The organism is Paenibacillus plantarum (assembly GCF_013141695.1).
Lineage (GTDB): Bacteria > Bacillota > Bacilli > Paenibacillales > NBRC-103111 > Paenibacillus_E > Paenibacillus_E plantarum.
Map to the genome: position 1 here is coordinate 176,387 of NZ_WHNY01000005.1, position 25,735 is coordinate 202,121.

The following is a 25,735-nucleotide window of genomic DNA, read 5'->3' on the forward strand; positions in this document are numbered from 1 at the left end:
TGGAGAATATGCTGCAAAAAAAGATGTATCCAGTTTGGTTTGTTTTACCTGCCCTATTAATGTTTCTGGTGTTGTACGTTTATCCAACTGTTTCTGGTTTTTATTATTCACTTACAGATTGGTCGCCATACAAAGATCAAATCCGATTTATTGGATTTGAACAATACCGAGACTTATTTAAAACCAAAAGCTTGTATCTGGCTATGAAACATACTTTGATTTACGCTTTCATTGTAACCATCTTTCAGAATGGGCTGGGAGTTCTCCTAGCCCTTTTCCTTAACAGTAAACTATTGGGACGTAATTTGTTCCGAAGCGTTTATTTTCTACCGTGTATTTTGAGTGCAATGATTGTAGGTTATATGTTTACAACCGTACTACATCCAGAGGGAATCTTGAATCAATTACTACGAGCTCTTGGCCTATCTAACTGGGCTAAGGACTGGATTGGTGATCCACATCTAGCATTATTCTCAGTTGCTGCTGTAACTGTATGGCAGTGGGTTGGTTCTTCTATGGCTTTATATCTTGCAGGTCTACAAGGTATTCCCAAGGATATGATCGAAGCGGCCATTATTGATGGTACGACATATCTACAGAGACTTCGCTTTGTAATTCTGCCTATTCTTGCACCAGTAGTAACGATTAGCGTTGTTCTCGGCATGATTGGATCCATGAAAACCTTTGATTTAATTTATGTTACGACAGGCGGGGGACCTGGTGGCGCTACGGAAGTGATGAACACATTTATCTTGAAGCAGTTCAGCCAAGGCTTATACGCATATGGTACTGCAGCGAACGTCATCCTGTTCCTATTGGTAACTGTTGTTTCAGTTCTTCTCTTCAAGCTACTTCAGAAGGGGGAAACAGCCGAATGAGTAACCGATATGGAATCATTTTACGCACAATTCTAGTTAGTTTGGGTAGTCTGTTGATATTTATTCCACTTGTTCTGGTAGTCTTAGGGTCTTTGAAGAACCCTGCTGAGGCAGCAAAGTTAGATTTGAGTTTACCTAGTCAGTGGATGTGGACAAATTATAAGACTGTTTTTATCGAAGGAAGATTACTTAATGGTCTTAAAAATAGTGTTCTTATTACGTTCTCTACTGTTATCTTAGCCATATGCGCGGGTTCTATGTCAGCCTATTTTCTATCTAGACGTGAAGGCAAATGGGTTCAGTATCTGTTCCTTTTATTTTTCTCAGGGCTTATTGCACCCCCATCAATGATACCAACAATTAAATTATTGAAGTTCCTTCATTTATCAGGTGAATATATTGGCCTCATCCTATTCTTGACGACACTTATGCTGTCATTCACTATCTTTATCATGAGCGGATTCGTTAAAACTCTGCCCAGAGAGTTAGATGAAGCGGCTACCATAGATGGTGCTGGAAGCTTCACAACTTTTAGTCGAATTATTTTCCCATTACTTACACCGTCGATTGCAACTACTTCTGTATTCGTTGCGATTTTCACTTGGAACGACTTCATGAACACTTTATATATTATAAGTGATACCAGCATGTGGACACTTCCATTCACTGTATACAATTTTGTTTCACAAAAAGGTACGGAATGGCAACTTGTTTTTGCAGATCTGCTTTCCGTCATGCTCCCTATGTTGATCGTCTATTTATTCCTTCAAAGGTATATTATCGAGGGTATGACCGCGGGTGCTGTTAAAGGGTAAATTTCAACGGAATACGCTTTTTAAAAGTGAAGCACCATGGGATCTAGTATGCCCATGGTGCTTCTTTTATAAAATGTTCTATTGATTTGTATATAAGTACTAAAAACGTGCAATATTATTTCATGGGATATGACTGGTATACCCAACAATTATTTGAGATAAAACTATTTGGTAATTTTTTACCTTTGCTCAACACGTAAAATGTTGCCGCCTTCAAATAAAGGCGGCAATTATTGTATCTACAGGAACCGAACATCATGAATTGATTTGGATTACCTGTTTCTATAGCTTTGTGGCGTGTAGCCATAGTATTCTTTAAACAAACGAATAAAATATTGCGTCTTTTGGTAACCAACCTCACAGGCTATATCGTAGACCTTTTTATTCGTCGAAGTTAGCAAGAGTGCTGCTTTCTCCATTCTAACCCGAGTGATGTAAGATGAAAAACTTTCGCCCGTTGCTTTTTTGTACAATCGTGAAAGATATACCGGGTGCAAATAAACATGTTCTCCGATCACCGTAAGTGACAAATCCGATTGAAGGTTTTGTTCGATGTATTCTTGAATCTGCCGCATAATTCGGTTTTGATTACCTAAGCTATCGTGAAGCGATACTCTGAACTGTTCTATTAATGTATTAGCCCAACTGCGAATAGCTTCAGTAGAATGGAATCGTTGCAATTGGTTGGATAAAGAATTTCCTAACAAATCGATAAAAGAATCGCCTTGTCTATGTGCTAAATAGGAGAAGCAGTTGTACAAATGGTAGACAACTTCAGTCGCATGTTCTTGGGTCTGGTAATCCGGCATGTTTAATTCTGCAAGTACAAATTCCAGTCTGTGAACGGCCTCATCCCAACGTCCTGACTCAAACAATTGCATGAGAGATGGGGTTTCATATAGACGAACTAACGGCCTCATTTTCGTTGTAGTTGTATTTAATTGTTGATCGAGTGTGAGCATTACATCATTTCGTATTCCTATTAAACTCCAGAATTGATTCAAAGCTTGGAGATATATTTGGTCCAGTTTTTCGTTTACAAACAAGGGACGGCTTACAAGAATCGAAACTGTTCTCTTTATATATAGTTTGACTGCATGATGAAGTTGATTAATTCCCTCAGTAATGTGACCTAAACCACCTAGATATTCTAATGGTAACATCATGATTAAATAATTGTGGGAGTCACTGCAAGTCCATAAATTTGGTTGGGGAATTCCTTTCTCCTTAAAGATTTCTTCAGCTATATTTACAATTGCGTAGTGAAATAACTCCAAATCCTCAGCGCTGGAATCTGAAAGTTCGGTTTCAATCCGAAGAAGAGCTAGTACACATTCATCTCCAGAAGTGATCGACAGGCGCAAGGATGAGAGTTGTTGATCTAATTCACCATTGGGATAGCGTTTGCCTAAAAGCAGGTCCAATAAGAGATGTGTTCTCATACGAGAAATACCATTTCGGAGCACATCTTCAGCTGCTAATATTTCTTCCTTATTCTTATTCTCGTTCCCTATTAGTGTTAACAGATTCTGTAAAGAAATCTCTACTTCCTCATTGGTTACAGGCTTTAGTAAATAATCAGCAGCACCATGTTGGAGTGCTTGTCTGGCATATTCAAATTCTGAATAACCCGTTAGAAGAATCACTTTTATATTGAAATTATTTTCCTTAATTGCTGATAATAGCTCCAAACCGCTTTTTTCCGGCATTCGGATGTCGGTAATCGTAATGGAGATAGGAATATGATGGATGATTTCCAACGCTTCGTCGACGGAGTTTGCCCGATATAGACTGGTAATTCCAAAGGTCGGCCATTTTATTGTTTCCTCTAAATAATCCAGTACATAATCTTCGTCATCCACCAATAATACGTTCATTTGTCTTCACCGTCTTCTCTTCTGATATGGTAAGGGTAACCTTTAAGCCACCCCAATCGTTATTCGAAAATGCTACTCCACTCTTATTGCCATATCGGTTAACTAACCTCTGATGAATGTTTAACAGTCCGCAACTCATCTCATTGGCAGACGACTCAGAGGATGAGGGAGGGTTATAAACGCACCGTTTGAGCTCCTCGAGCTCCAACGGTGACATTCCTGCTCCATCATCATCCACGGTCAGAATATATTGTTTATCAATAGAAACCCCATTAATCAAGATTTTGCCTGAAAATCTTTTGCGTTCTAAACCATGAACAATAGCATTTTCAATTACCGGCTGGAGCAACAGTGTTGGAACTGGAAGTTCTAGCATCGGTGCCGGGATATGTATTTCATAAGACAGATGTTTGTTACGAAGGGACTGGACCTCTAAATAGGATTCTACGAGTTGAATTTCATCAGCAAGCGTTACTTCAAAACCTACTTTGCGTGTGATGTAACGGTAGAAATGGGATAAATTTTTTGCCATCGAGATTACGGCGTCAGGTGATTTATGCGCCATGCTTACGATGTAAAATAAGCTGTTATATAAGAAATGAGGATTAATCTGTGATTGTAAATGCTTATATTCCGCTTCGCGTGCACGAACGCGCTCCTCGTACACATTCTCAATTAGGGCTTTTATTCTAGAGGCCATTTCATTAAAGCGATCGAATAGAAAATCAAATTCGTTATTTACTTTAAGAACAGCTCTGCTATTTACATTACCGGAACCCAGTTGCTCGAGTTTTTTTACTAAGTAGCTGAAAGGCATACGAAAATGGCGATATATAAAATATACAAATGTTAACCCAGTTAAAAATAGTAGAAATAAACTTACATTAACAAGACGGTTCATTTTTTGGAGCGGGCTTAAGAAGTCACTTAATTTAACATAGCTGATAAGTGTTCCTTGGAGAGATGGGCTGTAAATCGTCTGTATTAAATAGCTTACTCCATCAATTTTCATAGAATTACGCAAGGGTCCAGATCCTTGCGTCTCCTGCCTTTCAAGCATCTTTGCCGATTTCAGCATTGGGAGAAAGTTGTAATCGTTTTGATGGTTACTGATCAAAGGCATGCCTTCAAAATAAAAAAACGAGGTACCGTTTCCAGATAAATCCATTGTTTGCAGAACAGATTTCATGTATTCCAAGGAGACGGAGGTTTCTACTGCGCTAGTTACGTTGTTGAAATCTTCAGAAGGAAATGTTGGGTTTGTGAAAATTAGTCGAAAGCTAAAACGGTCATCTTGTATGTGTTGAAACCATTTGTTTTTTGGTGCTTCTATCAGTTGTTCTTCGGATAAAGTCACTAATTTTTTGCTAGAGATCGATTCGTGTAGCGTTGGGAAGTACAAGGTTAAATTATAAATCATGTTGTTCACTTCGTTATGAACAGTCAATTTATCTTCTATGGTTTTACGCAGTAGTAAGTGGTCTACGTATTCGGGAAATTGAAGAGACGTGGAATATGATTTTATGCTGGAATCGTTTAGCAGAAGCAGGGACTGTGTTTCAATTTGCCTTAATGATTTTTCCAGACTATCCATCGTGTATTCCAGCTGTTTGGAGGCGGAGCTTTCCAAGGTATTCTGAACTACTTTATTACTGGATCGGTTGGAATAGCTGAACAATAACATCGTTGGTACAAGTAGAACGACAAGCAGAACGATAAGATTCTGGAAGATTTTATATTTTACCATCGATACACCGCCAAAGTTATAGAGTGAAAGGAATTGGTTATGGATAGGGCTATAGATGTTAAGACCTTATCATAGGTTAAGGCGAATCTGATGGCTATAATAGTATCATAAGCGATTATAAATGCAACTTAGATTTTTGAGAGGAGATAATAGTTTTGAGAATAACCGATGTTAAAGAAAACGAGGTTGTCATTCGATTGCCCAACAAGAAGGTCAGGTTCAGGGGTTTTAAAAAAACTTGGCCTTTACATGTTCTAATCTTCCCGTCATTGATCATCGCAATAATATTTCACTATATACCTATTCTCGGTTTGGTGATGGCTTTTCAAGACTATAAACCTTGGCTAGGATTCTTCAAGTCGGATTGGGTGGGACTAAAGCATTTTGAAGCACTCTTCATGTTCGAGGGGTCCAAACAAGTCATATGGAACACCCTAGTGATATCAGTATTAAAGATAGTCTGCGGTTTTATCGTTCCGATTGTGTTCGCTTTACTTCTCAATGAAATTCGAAGAAATGGCATTAAACGTTCGATTCAAACTTTTGTTTATCTCCCGCATTTTTTGTCTTGGGTGATACTTGGAGGGATTCTAATCGATATACTCTCCATTAAAGGTGGATTAATTAACCGCGTAATTGTGGACGGATTCGGCTTAGATCCCATCTTTTTTCTTGGGCAAGGTGGATGGTTCCGTTTTGTTTTGGTTATCAGCGACATCTGGAAGGAATTTGGATATGGGATGATCATTTATTTGGCTGCTATTGCAGGGGTAAATCCTTCACTCTACGAGGCTGCCGAGATGGATGGGGCTACAAGATTAAAGCAAACCCTCCATGTGACGATGCCGGCTATGCTTCCAATTATTATCGTTGTTGGGACACTTCAACTCGGGAATGTATTAAATGCTGGATTTGATCAGATATTCAATTTGTATAACCCGCTAGTTTATGACCAAGGGGATGTCATTGATACTTTCGTTTATCGTTCAGCGATGATTAAGGGAGATTTCAGCTTCTCTACAGCGGTCGGGCTGTTTAAGTCAATCATAAGCTTTATCCTAATTGTTACATCTTATAGACTGGCATACAAATTCGCTAACTATCGGATATTCTAAATTCGAAGAGAGGAGAGGTAAAACTTGTATCATAAATCAATAGGTTACCGCTGGTTTAATGCTATCAATCATGTTTTTTTAGTTATCGTGTCACTTATTTGTATATTGCCGCTTGTTCATATATTAGCCGTCTCTTTTAGTAGTGCATCAGCTGCTACGGCGAACATTGTAAATCTTTGGCCTGTTGATTTCACCCTTGAAGCTTATGCCAAAACGATAAATAACTCTGCTTTTATACGTGCACTATTGGTTTCGCTACTTCGAACGGTACTAGGAACAGGAATTGGCATGGCGGTTATCATTTTATCGGGATACGCCTTATCTAAGTCATACGCTGAATTTAAAAGTCGGAATTGGTACATGTGGATTTTCGTGTTTACGATGCTATTTTCCGGAGGTCTTGTACCGAGCTATATACTAATTACTAATTTACATCTGGCGAATACGATCTGGGCTTTGGTTCTTCCTAGTGCGTTTAGTGCATTTAACATGATACTTCTTATGAACTTCTTTCGTACCATTCCAGCGGAGCTGGAGGAAGCAGCTCTGATCGATGGGGCGGGAATCTTTAGAATACTCTTCTCAATTCATTTGCCAGTGTCTTTGCCCTCCGTTGCAACGATCACATTATTTACTCTAGTGGGTCATTGGAATTCTTGGTTTGACGGGTTGATTTATATGATGAATCCCCAAAACTATCCACTTGCGACATTTTTACAAACGGTCGTTGTCCAACAGGACTTCAGCAAAATGAGTCTAAATCCAAAAGACATGGAAAATCTCTCTCAGCGGACCGTGAAAGCAGCTCAGATCTTTATTGGAGCTCTCCCGATTCTTATGGTTTATCCTTTTCTGCAAAAATATTTTGTTAAAGGTATTGTAGTTGGTGCTGTGAAAGAATAACGATCAAGGAAGGGATATGAAAATATGAAAAACGGAACATGCTGGCTAGATACAGAAGGGAAATTAATTCAAGCGCACGGCGGAGTTATAATTGAGTATCAAAATAGGTTTTATTGGTATGGGGAAAATAAAGATGCTGATACGCATCTAAACCGAGTTCCCTTCCTGGGCTTCTCTTGTTATTCCTCCAAGGATATGGTCAATTGGTCAAACGAAGGGGTAGTTCTTAAATCCGTGAATGATGACCCTGAGCATGAGCTAAGCTCTACAAAAGTAGGGGAGCGACCTAAGGTAGTCTACAATAAAATGATGAATCGATTCGTAATGTGGTTTCATTTGGATGATGCTACCTATAACTATGCTCGAATTGGAATTGCGGACGCTGACGTTCCAACTGGTCCATTTACATACAGGGGGAGCCTGCGGCCGGATAGTCAGGGTAAAGACAGTAGGGACATGACTTTGTACCAAGATGATGATGATAGTGTCTATCTATTTTGCAGTACGAATTGGAATGCCACGACTTTGATTTGTCAATTAAGTGAGGATAATTTGTCTTTAACCGGCGAGTCTAAGCTTTCATTAATTGAGCAGTATCGGGAAGCCCCGGTCATTATAAAGGAAAACAATATTTATTATAGTTTCACTTCAGGCTGTACGGGTTGGGATCCGAACGCTATGTTATATGGTTGCGCGAGAGAAGTAATGGGAACATGGAGATTAATCGATAATCCATGTACCGGTATGAATTATCGGAAGACCTACAACGGACAAACCTCAAATGCCTTTAAGGTCAACGGCCAATGGTATCTCATGTTAGATCACTGGAATAAGGATGACCTTAGATCGTCAGGTTATAGTTTTCTTCCGGTTCACATCAATGGTTATGAGGTTGAAATTCCATGGAAAGAAGAATTTCTAGGTATTAAGGACACAACTGATTGAATCTATGGATATGCATGTTGATTCTCGGGCATATACGCTATAAGAAAGCAGCTAGTACAATAAGAACGTAGGAATCAAACAACGAGAGGGGAATGAATATATGAATAAAAGAAAAATATATGGAACAGCACTGAGCGTTGTAATCGCATTCACAGCTGGATGTTCAGGAAATGGAGAGACTGCACAGTCTACCGACAACAAATCAAATTCTACCGTAATGATTACCACAGCACGTCCTTTAGGTGGGGACACGAAGTTCATTAATGGTGAGGATATTAATAACAATATCCATAATACATGGGCGAAAAAGACACTAGGGATTGAATTTAAAGATTTGTGGAATTCAGCAGATCAAACTGCTTATCAGACCAAATTAAGGTTGTCACTTGCTACGCAAGACAAATTGCCGGACGTTTTCATCGTTCAAGACACAAATCTTGTTGCGGATCTTATACAATCCGGTAAAGTAAAGGATATTCAAAAAGATCTCGACACTTACGCTTCAGACAGGTTGAAAAAACTCTACACTGACAATAGCTCAGTACTGAACCAAGTCAAGAGCGACGGAAAGTTGATGGGATTGCCTATCCTCTCAGCTGGCGACAGTACCAATCCGGTGTTATGGGTCAGGCAGGATTGGCTGGATAAGTTGAAACTACAAGCTCCGACGACAATTAAAGAATTTGAGCAAGTCATGGATGCTTTCACCAAACAGGATCCTGATGGTAACGGTAAAAACGATACGATCGGATTTAGTTTTGCCGCAAGGAATGGTTTCTCTAATTGGATGTCTGACTCCAGCTTTATCTTCGGTGCCTACACTGGCAAGTTAATACCTGGTACTTGGCAGTTGGACAAGGATGGAATAATGAAATATGGTTCCGTTCAGCCTGGGATTAAAGATGGTCTTGGCAAGTTAAGGGAGTGGTTTGCTAAGGGATACCTGGATCCTGAGGTAGGGGCCATTGATGAAATGAAAGCGACGGAGAGCTTCGTTCAAGGAAAATCGGGTATGATAGTAGCACCTTACTGGGCAAATGGTTGGCCTCTTGGCGATGTTAAGAAAAGCGCTCCGAATGCCTTGGTACGTGCTTATACGTTACCTACTGGCGAGGGTGGAAAGACAGCTCGTTACACTGGTTCTTTAAACGAAGATAGAGTCATGATGTTCAGTAAAGATTTCAAGAATATGGATAAGTTCTTCTTGTATATGGACAAAATATATGATAATCAGTTCGGTACTGGGGAGTTTAAGGACGGTTACTTTGAGGGGTATGACTATGCAATGGTGGACGGCAAGCCGATTTATGATCCAAAGAAATTTCCGAAACCACATGATGATGTCATAGATCCTGTTAAGTATTCAATGTTCTGGAACACTCCAAAAATACCTTTTAAAGAATCCAAGGATTTTGACTACGTCTACAATGGCGGCCAACCAGAAACGAATGCACAGAAGGTAATTGCCTCGGGCGATAAGGAAGCCATCCGGGCAGGAGCTTTAAACTTCAAAATGAAAGCTAGTAACGCTCCTAACGAATTTCTAGGTGCACCAACGAAGACGATGAGAAGTAATCAAGACAGCCTAAAAACTATGGAACTTATGACTTTCATCAAGATTATCTATGGCGAAGAGCCTCTGGACAAGTTCGATACCTTTGTAGCCGATTGGAAAAGCAAAGGTGGAGATCAGATCCAGAAGGAAGTCAATGACTGGTATAGTAGCGTGAAGAAGTAAAGTCAAATAAGCATCTACATGAGTCTCCATCGAAATTTCGTGGAGACTTTTATGTATACTTATTGAACGAAGCTACCATAATAATGGCGGCTATCTTATTACTTCGGAAGCTTATTTATCTTTCGATATTTGCTTGGACTGGTTCCAACCACCTTACGGAACAATTCGTTAAAATGCCCCGTATCCCGATATCCTACACTTTCTGAGATATAAGCGATCTTATAATCCGTTTCCAATAATAATTGACAGGCATATTCGATCCGTTTGTGTTGGAGAAATTCTGAAAAGCCCGTTCCTGTTGCTGATTGAAATAATCGAATGAAATGACGGGTGCTAATACCGAACATGGCCGAAAGTTGTTCAATAGTTAGCCTTTCCGTGAAATGGAGTTGTACATAATCCAAAATATTCGACAGACTCGACTTTAGGTGAAATGGTTCATCTTCTTCCATTGAGGCTTCTCGATACCAAAGTCGGGAAATACGTACGGAAAGTTGTAATAGCCCTCCAAAAATGGATGTTGCAAAGCTGGGTTGATTCTCAGAAAACTCCCTATACATGTGCTCGAACAAGCTCATTAGTTCCATGCTTTTGTCTACAAGAGCAATATGGGTACCGGGTTTTCCCTTAAAAATAGAGAATGCTTGGTTCCCAGAACCATATTGAAACAACCATACTGAAAGCTGATCCAAGAACTCTTGGCGAATACAAAGATTGTAAACAAGGAGTTTGTGTTTGTTAGATGCCCCACTCGGGCGAAACACGTGCGATGTCCCAACAGGTAATACGTACAAGCAACCCTTATATGTTCGTTCAACGAGATCTCCGACATAGTGGTAGCCCTCACCAGCCATGACATACACGATTTCGATATAATCGTGATCGTGCTCCCTAAGTTGGAAGCCTTCCTCCCATCTATTTAAGAAGAGAGGAAATTCATCTCTAAAATGCTCTGAAAGAATAGAATGATGTACCGATGATCGAGTTACCGGCAATGAGCAAGTAGTCTCTTCTTTGGCATATTTACCGTCCATGTTCGTCACTTCTTCCTGTGTTTTTGCCTATTTGCATATTATACAATCAATTTATAAGAACCGAAAGGGGTCAACCTCGACATGGAAAAAAACACAAAAAGTTATACAGCAACCTGGATTTGGTATCCAGGTGATTTTGAAATTCGATTGCATGAGAAGATGTCAGTCGTACGTCGAGCTCGCGGCGTCATGTATCCAGCTTATTGGAGACTTGATCGCAATTATTCGAACATTAAGTTTCGATACAGATATGAATTGGAGCAAGAGGAGCAAATCCACGTTATGGCTGAAGGGACTTTTTCCTTCTACCTGGACGGTAAGGATAACTACCGCTCAGCCGACTCCGTCATCACTATACCGGCAGGCCGACACGAGATTAGCATAAGCGTCTTCAACGATATTGAAACGCCGGCATTGTTTATCAGTGGCCCTACAGTGTGGACAGACTCAAAATGGGAGGTCACTTCCTATCAAAACGACTGGAAGCAAGCAGGATCCTGGACGTTTGACACGCCAGATAATCCCCCATCGCGGTTCCGACTGTCGACGACCCCGCATGAGCCCACAAGCGTAACAATACATGATGGTTACCCGCTGTTGGATTTTGGCCGTGAAACGTTCGGATACTTACGCTTCCACAACATGAAGGGCACAGGAACGGTACGAGTGTACTACGGTGAGTCGATGGCGGAGGCGCTTTCGCCAGAAGAATGCGTTACGCTAGATCGATTTGAAGCGCGTGATGCATCAAAAGGCGGCGAAAACGAAATCTATACGCTGAAAGAGGCGAAAGCATTCCGTTATGTGTGGATTCATGCTGACCCTGAGGTTAGTTGGGGACACATCAGTATGTTATATGAATATGTGCCAGTAGAGTACCAAAGCTCCTTTGAGTGCTCGGATCCGAAGATGAACGAAATTTATGAGATGTCGCTGTATACGTTGCATTTAAACACAAGAGAATTTTTTCTGGATGGGATTAAGCGAGACCGTTGGGTATGGTCGGGAGATGCGTACCAAGCGTTTTTGATGAACTATTATAGCTTCTTCGACCTTGATGTGACTCGTAGAACGTTGGTTGCGCTGCGAGGCAAAGACCCGCTCACCATGCATATCAACACGATATTAGACTATTCACTGTATTGGTTTATCTCGTTGTACGACTACTATCAATATACGGGCGATTTCGAATTCATCCAACAGTATTATGATCGGGCTGTGAGTTTAATGGACTTCTGTTTGAAGCAAAGGAACGAAGAAGGCTTGGTGGAAGGCAGACAGGAAGATTGGGTGTTCGTGGATTGGGCGGACTTCAATAACGACGGTGCTGTGAGTACGGAACAGATTCTGCTCGTGAGGGGTCTGGAAGCAATGTCACTGTTTGCCTCATTAATGGGGGAGGACGCGACAGCCAAAAATTACAGCGTCTTGGGGGAAGAGATTAAATCTAAAACGCTCCGTCTTTTCTGGGACGACGAAAAGGGCGGATTGCTGCATCATAGGGTCGAAGGTGAGACGAAACCGACACTAACCAAGCATGCGAGTATGTTCGCGATGACTTATGACTACTTATCTCCAGAACAACGCGATTCCGTCATTCGTAATGTCATGTTGAACCCAGACGTGCCCAAGATTCGTACACCGTATATGAGGTTCCACGAGTTGGCGGTTCTCTGTGAAAGTGGGGCTCACGATTTCGTTCGCAGGGAGATACTTTCATACTGGGGAGGAATGATCGAGCTTGGTGCGACAACGTTCTGGGAGGAGTACGATCCTTCGTTGGCGGACGATGCGCACTATGGAATGTATGGCGTGAAATTTGGAAAGAGCTTGTGCCATGCATGGGGAGCTGGTCCGATTTACATTCTCGGCAAATACTTTCTTGGCGTCACGCCGACTTCACCAGGCTACGAGACGTACCGCATCGCTCCTAATCTTGGCGGCCTTGAGCATATGAAGGGGACGTTGCCGACAGGTGCGGGGCAAGTATCGGTGGAGATGGATTTGAGCACGATAAGTGTCGAAAGCACGTCAGGTACAGGAATTCTTACGTTTAGCAGTTCGGAGAGTCCCGTATGTAACGAAGGTGAGATACGGGAAGTTGGTAACTGTTCCTATGAGGTGACCATTGAGGCTGGTAAGAAATATCGGGTTTCTTATCAACTAATGAAATAATGTGTTGGTTTAGTTTGAATTTATCCAAAAGGCGAGTTTATCATTGATTATAATCGCCATATATAAGTTGTATTAAAAAATCCCTTCTATTATATATGTTTAAATCGCTATATAGTAATAATGAAAAGTAGCTGTCGAGAAATATACTCGGCAGCTACTTTTTTAGTTAATGTGTTGCTAAAGGAATTGTGCAAGAGAAGGTATTCCTGATGTTAGTATCAGGTTCAGAATTTACATGCTCTAGGTTCAATATCTCCATTCCACAATTCCTTTCGAAGTTCTAAGATAAAAAGGAAATATCTAGAATATGCAAATGGAGGATGTGAAAAGGTAAGCTCAGTGTACATAGTGAGGGAACTGACGACTTGGTTGTTTAAATGGGAATGGATCTCTTTAGTGGCTCTTTTGTAAGCGCTTTAACATTATGTAATCCACTGCTTTGAATTTGGTAGTTAAATTGTGAGATTTGGAGAAAGGATTGATATCTTAATGAGTAAAAGAAATACCTCCATGTTTGCAAGTAAACTGATATCCTATACGCTGGTCTGCTCGGTAACGGTCGGCCTATTCACCAGTAACGTCCGACCTATCCAAGTACATGCGGCAGATGTGCCTCCAATGTTCAAAACGCAAGTAGGTGGTATATTCGACGGTATGCCACTGTTTGACGGTGTGCCTGATCATATGGAAGAGTTTGTGGATACTTATTTCAATTATACGGGTTTAGAAGGACCTGCTGTATACGTAGCAGGTGCAAGAAATATCTTTACATTGACTCGAGGTTCAAATGTAGGGAAAAAAATTCCTGGTGCATTATCTGCGTCGGATAACGATCAAGGTGTCTCTACAGATTTCCCAGCGTATGTGGGCATGGGACAGTCCTGGAATAAGAACCTGATTGCTGAAATCGGAAATGTAATGGGAGAAGAGAAACTTAGCAAGCTTAGAGTAAAGCAAGGAGAGTCCAATATCCAAGACGGTGCTAATGCCTCTCTTTCCGTAGCATTTACTGCTACCAGTGACTTAAGAGTTAATCCATTAATTGGCCGATTTGATGAAAGCTTCAGTGAGGATGATTACTTAACTTCAACCTTAGTGGATACAATGGCCACGGGACTTAGTGGTATTGATCAAAAAGTTAGTACAGATGGTTTTTGGATGCGTGCAGCTGTCGGGACAAAGCATTATTCGGTTTATAATTCCCAATGGTTCCGAGGAACCACAAGTAATAGCGCAGGTGCCCGTTCAATTTATGAGTACTATACCCGGAGTCCTTTAAAAGGATTTAAAAGTGGATCACTTGCTGGAGCTATGACATCATATGGCAGGACAAACGGTATCCCAAATATTCTTTCTCCATTTCAAATCTATGCCAATAATAATTCTAAATATGGGGTGTACAGCAGTACCGACTTTTTCAGCGACCGTTATGTTTATAGTGATCCGTTTAAGCCTGGAGCTGAGGGTCAAGGGAACGGTTACGACAAACAATACGCCATAGATAATACTCATGCTTCAATTTTATTCACTTTAGCAAAGTCAGGGGACGGACTACAAGATGTTCAAAGTATAGTTAATGCCGTAGAAAATGGATTATATGACGTCACAAAAGAGGATTTGATTGAAGCCGCTCGGTCGCATGTTAACCAAATGGTTCGTCTGGGTATCTTTAATGAAGTTGATGAAAAAGGGATCCCTAAATACTATCCATTTGCAAGTGGTGCAAAAGATGTTTCCGTAACTGAATCTACCTATGCGGTAGTGGAACATCAGGAGGTAGCATTGAGAGCTGCACAAGAAAGCATTGTGTTGTTAAAGAATGATGGAGCTCTTCCATTGGCGAAGGATAAAAAAGCTGCGATTTCTGGGATATATGCGGATTCGAGGTTTAAAACTTCTAAATCTTTAGGCACAACTCCGGGCTTGCCAAATTCGGGAGAAGCGCCTCTTACATCAATCATAAAACAAGTAGGTTCTGCTAACGTTTCATACAATACAGGAAGCAAAGTAATTGCTCTAACTTCCAAATGGAATGGTGGGTCGGTAACTTCAAGTACATACGATGCTGGGGCAAAACTCGTAACGAGTGCAGGAGAGTTAAATACTTCCGATCCTAGACAACTATTTGAGGTCTTTGATTGGGGACAAAATGGCGTTAGTTTACTTTCGTCACAAAATAAAAAATGGGTTACTTCTCCGAACACAAGTAATGCTACGGTTGGAAATACGGACGCAACCAAATTGAATTTGACAAGTAACGACTGGAATGGAGAACTGCTGCAAGGGAACACTAGCACTATTCCTCCAACCCTGAGAGTGGAACAAAACAGTGATGGAACAGTTTCTTTGGTAACTGACTCATTTCATCTAAGTTTCTTCGGGAATTTTTCAAACAAATATTATACAAATGGCAGATTGGTTCTGACAGGTGATGATGGAAGTTTAAAAACATCAAGCACGACATTAACTGATTCTGCTACCGCTAGTGAAGCCAAAAAGGATAGTAGGGCGAAGTTTAATTTAACCGTGACAAAAGAGGTAGGCGCTACTGCTGCAGCAAGAGCAGAAACTGACGATTACGCCATCGTATTCGTCGGGTCTATTCCGCGTCACAGTGCTGGTGAAGGAAATGACAGATCTAGCCTTTATATGGGTGATGATGACTATAAACTTGTAAAAGCCGTTTCAGACGCTTTTGCTGCAAAGGGCAAGAAGACAGTAGTTATCGTTCGATCGAGTTTCCCGGTAATTATGAAGGAAATTCAAGATAATCCTAATGTATCGGCAATCTTGTACCAACCCTACGGTGGTCAATACGATGGTGAAGCACTAGCTCAAGTACTCTACGGCGATTACGCACCAACTGCCCGCCTCACGTCCACCTGGTACGCGGACATGTCAGCTTTACCGGCTATTTCTAAATATTCCATTCCAGAAGGTAATACAACGCAAACGTTGTCGACGACAGACCCACGGTATACGATTGATATGACTGCTGCAGACCCAATTGAATCTAAACTAACCTATATGTATACTGAAGCGCCTGTTACATATCCTTTCGGGTATGGCTTATCTTTAAGTAGCTTCGAATACAGTGATCTAACTGTACCACAATCCATTAACGACAAAGACCCGTTCATAGTTACAGTTAATTTGAAAAACACTGGTCAGGTGAATACTTCAGAGGTTGTTCAGTTGTATATGAAGAATAATGATTCGGCTTACGGTATAAATGCACCTTTCAAAAAGCTGGTCTCATACGAAAAAGTGGCACTCCATGCAGGAGAAACAAAAAATGTAACGTTAAAGGTCGATCCCAACGATATGGCTGTTTGGGATGTCAATAAAGGTGATTTACATGTAGAGAGTGGGGTCTACACGGTTATGGTAGGCGCTTCATCTCAAGATATCCAGCTTCAACAGGATGTGCAAGTCACGGGAACCCCTCTTCAGCAGCTTAATATTTACAAACCTTTTAACGTGTTCGACCACTCCTTTACCTCGAATGATATCATTTACTATGAGGTAGCCAAGGAGCGAACGGCAGTCAATTTGAAAGAGAAGAAAGTTGTAGCTGGCTACTATGCCGTGGGGTCCAAGAAAAATGGTTCATGGACAGCCATTCCAAAAGTTAACTTGACGGCAGCCAAACAGATAACAGCACGTGTTGCTTCCAATACTTCTGGTGGTGTAATTACACTGCATGCTGATTCACCGACGAATGCACCAATAGCTGTTCTTGATGTACCGATTACTGGACCAAAATCCTATACCATTGTAAATGCAAACGTAGCAGTTACTGAACTCGGATATACGGATATAACAGTTGATTTGAGCAATACGACTCTGATTGGAAATCACGATCTGTATGTTGTGTTCAAAGCCCCAGATCTTCGTATTGATACGCTTTCGTTCCAAACGAAACCGGCTGTTAAGGCGGTTGGTCATATTACAGCATCCCAAAATAACCCGAAAGTTGACGTAGAGGCCGTCGAAGCACCATTCGGTATTGGTGCTACTGAATTAAAGAATTGGGCGTTTGAGTCAGGAAATAGTGGTTTGACTCTCGGATCCGTTACAGTAAACGAAACAGGAACTATGGCAACCCTTCAGTTGTCGGGGACTGCATCGTCAGGAGGCACGCTTTCTGTTACTCCTAAAGCAGATGCTTTTAATGGTAATGTTATTGATGGAAATGTTATTACATTCACCATCGAAAGCACCAGCTCCAATTCGGGTACAGACACATCCCAGACTTCCACGCCAATTGTTGGGAATCAGGGCAATGGGAAACCTACAACTCCACAAGCTATAGTTGAGAAGTTAACTGACGAAGAAAGGCGCAAAGTAGAGCTAGTCAAGGCGCAAGGAGTAACGCTCTTAGGGTCACCAATTAAAATTTCTATTGAACATAAGAATGGGCTATATGTTGTCGCCAAAGTAAATGTAACTCCTGCAATCGGACAAATCATTACCACTTTGGCTAGGGTTAATGATGATGGAAGCTTGTCACCTGTACCAAGTATGATAACTACAGATGCAAATGGAAATACGGTAATACAGTCTATGGTTTCCTCAGAAGGTTTGTATGTGCCGGTTTCAGTTCAACGACATTTTACTGATGTACCGGACAATGCTTGGTATGCAAAGGATGTTGCTGAGGCAAGTGGTTTGCTCTTGATCAACGGGGTGACAGAGACGACGGTCGATCCATCCTCGGCAACCTCGGCTGCTCAGACATTAATGGTAGCACTAAATGTACTCGGCGTATCACCAGAGAAACAGTCAGGGGATTCGACATGGTTTGAAGCTGTCGTTAGGACCGCAAACAAGCTAGGTTTGATTGAATATTCCTCCCTTCCTTCGGATAAACCAAATTCCCGAGGGGAAATGGCCCTTGTACTCACTAATGTTTTAAAATCTGCAGGTATCGATGTGTCATTATCTGATAATGAAGTAAATGCTTTACTCAATGGTTATTCTGATGCAAAAGATGCAAATGCTGAACATCGGAAGGCGCTCGCAGTTATGTTAAAGCAAGGGATACTTATAGGAATATCTGCGAACGAGATTGCTCCGAATGATGTTCTAACGAGGGCACAGCTTGCAACGGTAGCGATACGTACCCGCAATATTATAATTAAGAATGTAATTCAGTAATTTAAGCGTTCTCCTTGTAAGCAAAATTCAGTTGACCCAATGCCAGATTGGCATTGGGTTGTTTTATACTTATTTGTTGATCAAAACCTAGTTAAAGTATATATTATAAATAAAAAGTATACTTAATAAATAAATTATTTAAGAGGAGCAATTATTATGAATCAAATTTGGAAATCAAAATGGATTTGGATCGACACACCGGAGTATACGCCGAATGTTTATGTTGAAGCGCGTACCGTATTTCCTCTTAGTGTAGATTTTCAGTCGGCTACATTACGGATATCCGCTAATCAAGAATATAAGCTTTTCATAAACGGTAGGTTGATCGGATCCGGACCGTCACCTTCGGATAATGCTTGGAAATATTTCGATACTTACAATGTTCTAGACGCTTTACAGAAAGGCGATAATTGCATTGCTGTCCTAGCCTATAATTTCGGTGATCGTCAAATTGTCACCCAGCAACGACAAGGTCCGGGTGGTTTGATTGCCCAACTGGACATCCGGACCGATGATGGAAACATGAGCATTCTGACAGATGACAGTTGGAAATGCCGCCGTTCCCCCCGGTGGGTACACAAAGTCTCCAGAATGCATTCTTGGAGTGGGTATAAGGAGATCTACTTGGCGGATAAAGAAGATAGTTGGGAAATGGCGGATTATGATGACTCTTCATGGGAGAAGGCAAAGGTAATGGCAAAAGTGAATGATCCCGACTCCGCCTGGCCACGCTTGATTCCCCGTGAGATTCCGTTCCTCTCTCGGAAAGAAATTAAGCCCAACTCTGTCCTTAGGACAGAGGATAATAATGGCCTTCTGAATGGGGCGGAGCAGCTCGTGGAGGGAATGAAAGGTAGTATGCTCTTGGATGCATCCGTACCTGGTTCACTTCCTGGAGTTGTATTTGACTTCGGTGCAGTCACGGTTGGTTATCCAGTAATTGAGGTCATTGCGCCAGAAGGTGGCGTACTGCAGCTGTCTTATGGAGAGTCCTTGGAGATAGTGCAACTGGACACTTTCAAGCTAAAGAAAGGTGTCAACCGATTATCCCCATTCGGAAGGAGGGCATTCCGTTATTTGCAAATATCGGTTCAGGCAACACCTGCCTCGATTTATATCGAGAACTTCCATGTAGAGTCCGTCCGTTACCCGTTCATGCAAGGGGGATCTTTTGAGAGCAGTGATATGTTGCTAAATCGGATATGGGATATTGGACGGTACACGACGAGTGTCAACAGTCAAGATCATTTGGAGGATTGTCCTTACCGTGAGCAGGCACTTTGGGTCGTTGACGCTGTGGTCATGGCCAAGGTCATATTCCAAACATTTGGTGACACAGCTCTCGTCCGGAAGTGTCTGCTGCAAGGGGCAAGGATTCAAAATGAGGATGGCTCGATTCCAGGGACGGGACCCGAACGCAACAGCTTCTTGCTTCCCGACTTCAATGCTTACTGGTTATTAGGTGTACATGATTACTGGCGGTACTCAGGCGATGATAAGATTCTTTCGGAATTGAATGCTCCGATTCGTCGGTTGATTGAGTGGTTCATAAATCAAGAAGATGAAAATGGATTATTTGCTAGGGCAGATAGGGACGGGTGGTGGTGTTTCGTCGACTGGGCAGATTATATTGACAAGCGGGATCGGGTTACTGCCATCTCGTGCTTGCAGCACAAGGTGCTGAGAAGTGCTGCGGACATGGCGGTCGCTTTAGGTGATACCTCTTTTGCTGAAGAATGCAATGTACGGGCGGAGCGTCTGCGCACATCGATTCGCAATTTGCTCTGGAATTCGGATAAGGAACTGTTCGCAGATTGCTTAACAGATAGCGGTTTGTCGGATAGTTTCACGTACCAAACGAATTTCATAGCAATATGGTCCGGGATTATGACAGAAGATGAGGCAGATAATTTCATTAATAATGTGTTCATCAAAGGCCAATGCCCCGAGTTGAAAGGCGCATTCTTCTATCATATCGTCCTGGAAGTTTTGTTCAGCCGCGGAGATGTGAAAATGGCTCTGGACATTATTCGTTCGTTCTGGGGGGAGATGGTCGCCAGGGGAGCAACCACATGGTGGGAGACTTTCGATCCTTCGTCTCCGCATTGCACCATACCAAGTCCATATCAAGGGAATACGCCGACGTATCTAGCTGACTCGATACCGGTCAGTCACTGTCACGGATGGGGGGCATCCCCGACTTACCTCTTGACCGAGCGGATTTTGGGTATTGATGTGAGCGGTATCTCATCAGGGGAGTTCGGGTTCCAACCTGCCTTGGGTGATTTAGATTGGGCGAAGGGAATGGTACCTACTGCTTACGGCTCCATTCATGCAAAGTTTATGCGTGAGACCGATGGTGTCGTAGACTTGGTAATAGAATACCCGGCAGCACTTTCAATTCGACCATCAGTGACTATTGAGCAGACTGTAATGGAACATATAGGTGAAGTGGTTGTTTTACGCGGCAAGATGGCGCTTTGAAGAAGAAAAGGAAACCTATTGATTGGATTGTCTTCATTAAAGTATACTTAAGCAATTAATATGAGCGGAGTGTGCTTTCATTGAAACAAGGAAAAACCCCGAAGTATCAGACGATAGTGGATGATCTAAAACAGAAGATTGCGACAGGTAAATTCGACCCGAACGAACCGTTGCCGACCCAATTGGAATTCGCAAAGATTTACAATACCAGTGATATTACGTCCCGCAGGGCCTTGGTTGAGCTAGCGAATGAAGGGTACATTTATCGTGTTCGAGGGAAGGGTACATTCATCCGAGCGGTATCAAGTGAGAGACCGGAGGCCAGAAAGGCCACCTTGGATAAGATCTATCTTGCACATGTATCAATGCCACTTCGGGCATTTGGCCATCGCTTTTACTCAGACTTAATTGCTGGCATTCAAGAGGTTTGCGAAGAGCAGAACATAAAGTTCTACTTATGGGACATGGGGCATAAGTCAACTCTTCCGGAAAAGGATGAGTCAACAGGCTTTGTTCTGTTGCCGAGCGCGAATACGGATCCTGAGCTTTTTCGAAGCTGGAAGAGTGAGGAGCGCAAACTTGTAACTGTCCACTTCTTTTATCCGCAGCTCCAAATCCCTTATGTCATCGTCGATAACTTAACGGGAGGATTCTTGGCGACGCAGCATCTTCTTTCACTTGGACACCGCCGAATTGGGATCGTGTTGACGGGTAAGTCGTTCTATGAGATGAACCAAGAGTTTTCACTACGCCTTCAAGGTTACCGCCTCGCATTGTCGCAGTATAATGTAGCTTTCGATCCAGAGCTAGTTTGTATCATTGAAGAAAACGAGGAGTCGGAGGAGATGGGGTACGCGGGTGCGAATAAACTAATATCGCTTCCGAAACCGCCATCAGCGATATTCGTAACGAGTGATTATAAAGCGGTAGGCGTGATACAAGCCGTTAAGGACCATGGAATGCGCGTTCCTGAAGATATAAGCGTGGTAGGCTATGACGATACATTGGTTAGTCCTTTCATCGAGCCTTCACTTACGACGATAAATCAAAATACCTTGTCCGTAGGCCGACGAGCAGCTGAGTTATTGATCTTTGATTGGACTCAATACGAGGAAGGACACTTTATTAAGGATGAAATCGTTCCGAAATTAATCGTGCGTGATAGTACGAGGAAATGCTTTGAAAAATAATCTATAATCAATTGGTAGGACTCGCATAAGGAGCTGAATTCATTTGAGTATTGTTCCAAGGTATATGGAGATAATCGTTTTTTGACATGATGGTGTGGACAAAGACGTGTTAAAGTTATAAGTGTGGAAGTAACTGATAGAAAACGATCATTTTTTTAATAACACTGCCATGGCAAATTGCCATGGCTTTTCTATTGCCTTCACATTTAGTAATGATATTCTTGTCGCTGTTACAGCTATATCCTTGTCGTTTACTACTTTTCTTTTGGGAGCCGTAAACAGCATTGGCCGAAACTCTGACAAATTCCATATTACTATTTAGAACGTGCCGTGAAAGTCTCATCTGAAATTTTCGACACTTATTTTTGCGTGAGTGGCTCTTTTTCGTATTTTTGATTCATGGCAGGAAAGTAGATTTTGATGACCTTGACATAACAAGTTGTCTAACATATAGTTGTCTAAACAACTATATGTTAGAGGGGGTATCAAACATGCCAAACGAATCCCGGAAGTTGCCGATCGGATTTGCGATGGGCGTTACGTACCGGAAGCTGGCGGCTTTATTTCAGCAAAGACTAAGCGGGCACGGCATTACGCCCGAGCAGTGGTCTGCGTTGTATCAAATCGATCGCGCTCAAGGTTTGATCCAGCGTGAAATCGCCGAACGGACCAGCAAGGACAAGCCGACGACGACGCGGATTTTGGATCATTTGGAGAAGAAGGGGTTTATCTATAAGAAAGCGGGCAACCGGGACAGGCGATCATTTCTCGTATATAGCACGGAGCTCGGACAAGCGATCATCCGCGTAACGACGCCAATCGAAGACAGTGTGACGGCGGAGGTAAAAGCATGCATTTCGGAAGAGGAGTACGAAATCATGATGGAGTTGCTGCTGCGCATTCAACTGCATATCGGCGGGAAGATCGGAAATACGGAGCTGATAGAAGACTAGTAACATTTGATTAATGCTGATTGGAGATGATGCTAAAGTGCAGCAAGAACAACAACAAACTCCATTATGGACGAGGCAGTTTATCGCTTTGACAATTTGTTTTTTTCTGTTATTCCTAAGTTTGCAAATGCTCCTTTCGTCCTTCCCAGCCTACGTGAAAGATGAATTTCACGTAGGGAATATTCAGGCAAGCCTTGTGACGTCTGTATTCGCGCTCGCAGCCATCATATCGCGTTTCGCGACGGCAGCGATCATGCAATACGTTTCGCGGATGAAGCTGTTGCTCGCTGGTCTTATTGTCGCTGCGGCAACGAAGGCGCTGTACTCTGTGGCGAGCTCTTTTGCCACATTATTGTCGCTACGCATTGGCTACGGCATCGGCTTTGGTATGGCGAGCACCATTCTTCCGACGCTGGTATCCCGAATCATCCCGTTGCGCCGAATGGGTGAGGGAATCGGTTATTTCGGGTTGTCAACGAGTCTAGCCATGTCGATCGGTCCGTCCATCGGGCTAAATGTGATGAAACAAGCTGGCTTCTTGCAATTGACGATGATCGGATTGATTACATCCCTGGTTATCTTCCCGGTCTTGTGGCTGTCGCGTTCTAAGCGGGAACAAGCCCCTGTGGAGCAAACGGAGCCCATTCGGCAAGTGGTTCTACCTATAGCCAGAACTAAACCAGAATTCAACCGAAGACTGTTGTTTCCCGTACTACTGAACGTTTTTCTCTCCATAACGTACAACATACTGTTCGCCATACCATACTGCTCCGGTTTCGAGATTCGCAGCATCCAGGCTTGAATCTTAGGCTGAATGGCGCCGAATCCGACTCCATATAGTAGCGCTGACACTATCAGCATCGGCATGGCATGCGTATTCGACAGTATCGCCATGCTGGCCGTGACGAACAATCCCGCGGGAATGAGCACCAACGCATGTCCGAATCGGTCGAAAATGCGCCCCGAGAATGGACGTACGAGAATTATCGTGACGGCGTTGAACATGAAGAATAAACCGACCTGTTTGATATGTACGTAATCGCCGAACAATGCGAGAAAACTGATCTGCCCTTTCGGGAAGTTAAATGTTGAAAATTATCTCTTAAAGAGTCGCGTATAACGTGGCTCTTTATTTTTAAACATAAATTTTTGTTGTTACAAGCTAAATGATAATAACTGGATGTATTTCCCTTAGCATCTGGTACCGAAGGAGGGTCTATTCTAGACGATTAATTAATCGATCAAGATATTTGTTTCAGTCCATTGCCTTACATCCTGATTAAGTTCTTGGAGATTTGTTTGACTTGCTTGACTTGCTTTCACAAATTAGGAGGAATATGACTCAAAGAATAGGAGTAATAGCTTCGTATTTTCTTTACACTCTATAAGGACAATACAGGCAAGCTTTATTGATGTAGATTTCCAATGGCGATTCAAAAAATATAATAGAACGTAAATTTAGGTTTACAAAGAGTCAGGGACCTGCTGTTTATGACGCAATAAAAGCAATCTCAGAACAGCGAACAGCAATCTTGTTTACTCCGAATCGACTATACTGGACTCATATGGGGACAGCAATCGAAGAGGAGGATTTAAATTGCACACAGAAATACAACTGAAACGGACAGATGTTACAACGGCATTGGAAAAGGTATGGGGCAAATTAACCAGCAAATCGCAGGATTTTGGTGACGATCTGCATTACTGGGAGTGGACACCAGGCGTGGGAATGTATGGTGTAATTAAAGCGTATGAGGGGACAAAGCAGGAGCGATTCGCAACATTTATCAAGCAATGGGCTGTAGACAATTCGAGTAAAATTAAGTTCGGTTCGGTCAATTGGGTTGTGCCAGCGAATGTGCTTCACAGCGCTTATCAGCAGACTGGTCATATCGGCTACTTGAAGAGCTGTCAAGAGGTTGCTGATTGGTGCGTGCATCGTGCGTTACTTACTTCCAACGGAGGGTTCGCCCATGTATGGGGGGAAGGCGCGGGAGGGCTCGATGATTACAAAAATCAACTTTGGATTGATACTTTATTCATGGCAGGTGTGTTCATGCTTCGTTTCGGACTGGCTGATCAGAATGAGGCATGTATTGCCGAAGCGCTGAAACAGTTTGATATTCATATCGAGTGCCAATTTGATAGGGAATATAACCTCTTTTATCACGGCTATCATTGTTTAGATGGCAATACGCTCGGCGAGCACTGGGGGCGCGGCAACGGTTGGGCAGCAGTCAGTTTGGTTGAGTTGCTCGGATTGTTACAAGATCATCCTTATGAGATTAGTGGGTATGGGGAAATCTTCCAACGACAAATGGAAAGCGTGTTTGAATTGAGAAGAGATGAAGACGGCATGTTGCGTACGCTGCTCAGAGAAAAAACGTCATATTTGGAAACCAGTGCTTCAGCACTTTTCGCGTATGCAGCACTGAAGGGGCAACGACTTGGCATCTTAGACGATAAATTCCGAATCTGGGGCGAACAGATGGTTTACGAGATCATTACTCATCATTTGAGTGATGAAGGTGCCGTGCTGCATGCTTCGGGTGGAACAGATTGTCAGGAGAAGGAAGGTTACCTGAAAGTACCGTACCAAATTAGACAATATACAAACGGCATTATGCTGATGTTGTTGACCGAGGTGTTGGAGCCTGATAGAGAGGCTACTAGTAAAACGATTTGATGAGGAACGATTGCATGGAAGAAGTAATGAATACA

16 protein-coding genes and 1 pseudogene are annotated in these 25,735 nt (G+C 42.3%); 13 read left to right on the forward strand and 4 right to left on the reverse strand.

Features of this window, described 5'->3' with window-relative positions; genetic code table 11:
- Positions 1–8: 8 nt before the first annotated feature.
- Together GC096_RS02075 and GC096_RS02080 are read left to right on the forward strand one after the other, a co-directional pair.
- Positions 9–878 carry a carbohydrate ABC transporter permease gene (locus GC096_RS02075; protein ID WP_171628649.1) on the forward strand — a complete coding sequence of 290 codons (870 nt, stop codon included), beginning with the start codon at positions 9–11 and terminating at the stop codon, positions 876–878.
- Entirely contained in the window at positions 875–1,693 is an 819-nt protein-coding gene (locus tag GC096_RS02080; protein ID WP_171628650.1) for a carbohydrate ABC transporter permease, read from the forward strand. Before GC096_RS02075 ends, GC096_RS02080 begins: the two co-directional genes overlap by 4 nt.
- Positions 1,694–1,965: 272 nt before the next feature.
- Here GC096_RS02080 and GC096_RS02085 read toward each other — a convergent pair whose 3' ends face one another.
- Both GC096_RS02085 and GC096_RS02090 read right to left on the reverse strand, forming a co-directional pair.
- Positions 1,966–3,570, reverse strand: coding sequence for a response regulator (locus tag GC096_RS02085; protein ID WP_171628651.1), 1,605 nt, complete (start codon positions 3,568–3,570; stop codon positions 1,966–1,968).
- On the reverse strand, positions 3,548–5,164 hold the full coding sequence (locus GC096_RS02090; protein WP_171628652.1) for a sensor histidine kinase: 1,617 nt from the start codon (positions 5,162–5,164) through the stop codon (positions 3,548–3,550). Before GC096_RS02090 ends, GC096_RS02085 begins: the two co-directional genes overlap by 23 nt.
- Positions 5,165–5,472: 308 nt before the next feature.
- Here GC096_RS02090 and GC096_RS02095 point away from each other — a divergent pair, with 308 nt between their 5' ends.
- From GC096_RS02095 to GC096_RS02110, 4 genes are all read left to right on the forward strand, one after another.
- The gene (locus tag GC096_RS02095) at positions 5,473–6,432 is read left to right on the forward strand and encodes an ABC transporter permease (RefSeq protein ID WP_376769467.1); all 960 of its coding nucleotides are present in this window, start codon (positions 5,473–5,475) and stop codon (positions 6,430–6,432) included.
- Between the two features lie 24 nt (positions 6,433–6,456).
- Positions 6,457–7,335 carry a carbohydrate ABC transporter permease gene (locus GC096_RS02100; RefSeq protein ID WP_171628653.1) on the forward strand — a complete coding sequence of 293 codons (879 nt, stop codon included), beginning with the start codon at positions 6,457–6,459 and terminating at the stop codon, positions 7,333–7,335.
- A 24-nt stretch (positions 7,336–7,359) separates the two neighbouring features.
- On the forward strand, positions 7,360–8,280 hold the full coding sequence (locus GC096_RS02105) for a glycoside hydrolase family 43 protein (RefSeq protein WP_171628654.1): 921 nt from the start codon (positions 7,360–7,362) through the stop codon (positions 8,278–8,280).
- Between the two features lie 100 nt (positions 8,281–8,380).
- The gene (locus tag GC096_RS02110; RefSeq protein WP_171628655.1) at positions 8,381–10,018 is read left to right on the forward strand and encodes a type 2 periplasmic-binding domain-containing protein; all 1,638 of its coding nucleotides are present in this window, start codon (positions 8,381–8,383) and stop codon (positions 10,016–10,018) included.
- 98 nt (positions 10,019–10,116) lie between these two features.
- Here the strand turns inward: GC096_RS02110 and GC096_RS02115 are convergent, their stop codons facing one another.
- Positions 10,117–11,052 carry an AraC family transcriptional regulator gene (locus GC096_RS02115; RefSeq protein WP_171628656.1) on the reverse strand — a complete coding sequence of 312 codons (936 nt, stop codon included), beginning with the start codon at positions 11,050–11,052 and terminating at the stop codon, positions 10,117–10,119.
- Positions 11,053–11,133: 81 nt separating this feature from the next.
- On the opposite strand from GC096_RS02115, the gene GC096_RS02120 reads away from it, so the two are divergent.
- The 6 genes from GC096_RS02120 (at position 11,134) to GC096_RS02145 (ending at position 23,816) form a co-directional block, all read left to right on the forward strand.
- Positions 11,134–13,227 carry an alpha-L-rhamnosidase-related protein gene (locus GC096_RS02120; protein ID WP_171628657.1) on the forward strand — a complete coding sequence of 698 codons (2,094 nt, stop codon included), beginning with the start codon at positions 11,134–11,136 and terminating at the stop codon, positions 13,225–13,227.
- Positions 13,228–13,716: 489 nt separating this feature from the next.
- Complete coding sequence (locus tag GC096_RS02125) at positions 13,717–18,387, forward strand: glycoside hydrolase family 3 C-terminal domain-containing protein (RefSeq protein ID WP_171628658.1); 4,671 nt, start codon at positions 13,717–13,719, stop codon at positions 18,385–18,387.
- Positions 18,388–18,543: 156 nt separating this feature from the next.
- Positions 18,544–20,871, forward strand: coding sequence for an alpha-L-rhamnosidase-related protein (locus GC096_RS02130; protein ID WP_171628659.1), 2,328 nt, complete (start codon positions 18,544–18,546; stop codon positions 20,869–20,871).
- A 71-nt stretch (positions 20,872–20,942) separates the two neighbouring features.
- Positions 20,943–22,061, forward strand: coding sequence for a GntR family transcriptional regulator (locus GC096_RS02135; RefSeq protein WP_376769468.1), 1,119 nt, complete (start codon positions 20,943–20,945; stop codon positions 22,059–22,061).
- A gap of 491 nt (positions 22,062–22,552) precedes the next feature.
- Complete coding sequence (locus tag GC096_RS02140; RefSeq protein ID WP_171628661.1) at positions 22,553–23,014, forward strand: MarR family winged helix-turn-helix transcriptional regulator; 462 nt, start codon at positions 22,553–22,555, stop codon at positions 23,012–23,014.
- A 127-nt stretch (positions 23,015–23,141) separates the two neighbouring features.
- Positions 23,142–23,816, forward strand: coding sequence for an MFS transporter (locus GC096_RS02145; RefSeq protein ID WP_246302531.1), 675 nt, complete (start codon positions 23,142–23,144; stop codon positions 23,814–23,816).
- Here GC096_RS02145 and GC096_RS02150 read toward each other — a convergent pair.
- Positions 23,810–24,019, reverse strand: a pseudogene (locus GC096_RS02150) (MFS transporter); the annotation flags it as partial. The gene GC096_RS02145 and the pseudogene GC096_RS02150 sit on opposite strands and share 7 nt — an antisense overlap.
- A gap of 592 nt (positions 24,020–24,611) precedes the next feature.
- Between GC096_RS02150 and GC096_RS02155 the strand changes: the two are divergent.
- Positions 24,612–25,700 carry a glycoside hydrolase family 88 protein gene (locus GC096_RS02155; RefSeq protein WP_171628663.1) on the forward strand — a complete coding sequence of 363 codons (1,089 nt, stop codon included), beginning with the start codon at positions 24,612–24,614 and terminating at the stop codon, positions 25,698–25,700.
- Positions 25,701–25,735 lie beyond the last annotated feature (35 nt).

Bases quoted from the DNA above. Each gene is read 5' to 3' on its own strand.
- GC096_RS02085 (WP_171628651.1), bottom strand. From the start codon at position 3,570: ATGAACGTATTATTGGTGGATGACGAAGATTATGTACTGGATTATTTA.
- GC096_RS02105 (WP_171628654.1), top strand. From the start codon at position 7,360: ATGAAAAACGGAACATGCTGGCTAGATACAGAAGGGAAATTAATTCAA.
- GC096_RS02140 (WP_171628661.1), top strand. From the start codon at position 22,553: ATGCCAAACGAATCCCGGAAGTTGCCGATCGGATTTGCGATGGGCGTT.
- GC096_RS02130 (WP_171628659.1), top strand. From the start codon at position 18,544: ATGAATCAAATTTGGAAATCAAAATGGATTTGGATCGACACACCGGAG.
- GC096_RS02110 (WP_171628655.1), top strand. From the start codon at position 8,381: ATGAATAAAAGAAAAATATATGGAACAGCACTGAGCGTTGTAATCGCA.
- GC096_RS02120 (WP_171628657.1), top strand. From the start codon at position 11,134: ATGGAAAAAAACACAAAAAGTTATACAGCAACCTGGATTTGGTATCCA.
- GC096_RS02145 (WP_246302531.1), top strand. From the start codon at position 23,142: ATGCTCCTTTCGTCCTTCCCAGCCTACGTGAAAGATGAATTTCACGTA.
- GC096_RS02090 (WP_171628652.1), bottom strand. From the start codon at position 5,164: ATGGATAGTCTGGAAAAATCATTAAGGCAAATTGAAACACAGTCCCTG.
- GC096_RS02080 (WP_171628650.1), top strand. From the start codon at position 875: ATGAGTAACCGATATGGAATCATTTTACGCACAATTCTAGTTAGTTTG.
- GC096_RS02075 (WP_171628649.1), top strand. From the start codon at position 9: ATGCTGCAAAAAAAGATGTATCCAGTTTGGTTTGTTTTACCTGCCCTA.
- GC096_RS02125 (WP_171628658.1), top strand. From the start codon at position 13,717: ATGAGTAAAAGAAATACCTCCATGTTTGCAAGTAAACTGATATCCTAT.
- GC096_RS02115 (WP_171628656.1), bottom strand. From the start codon at position 11,052: ATGGACGGTAAATATGCCAAAGAAGAGACTACTTGCTCATTGCCGGTA.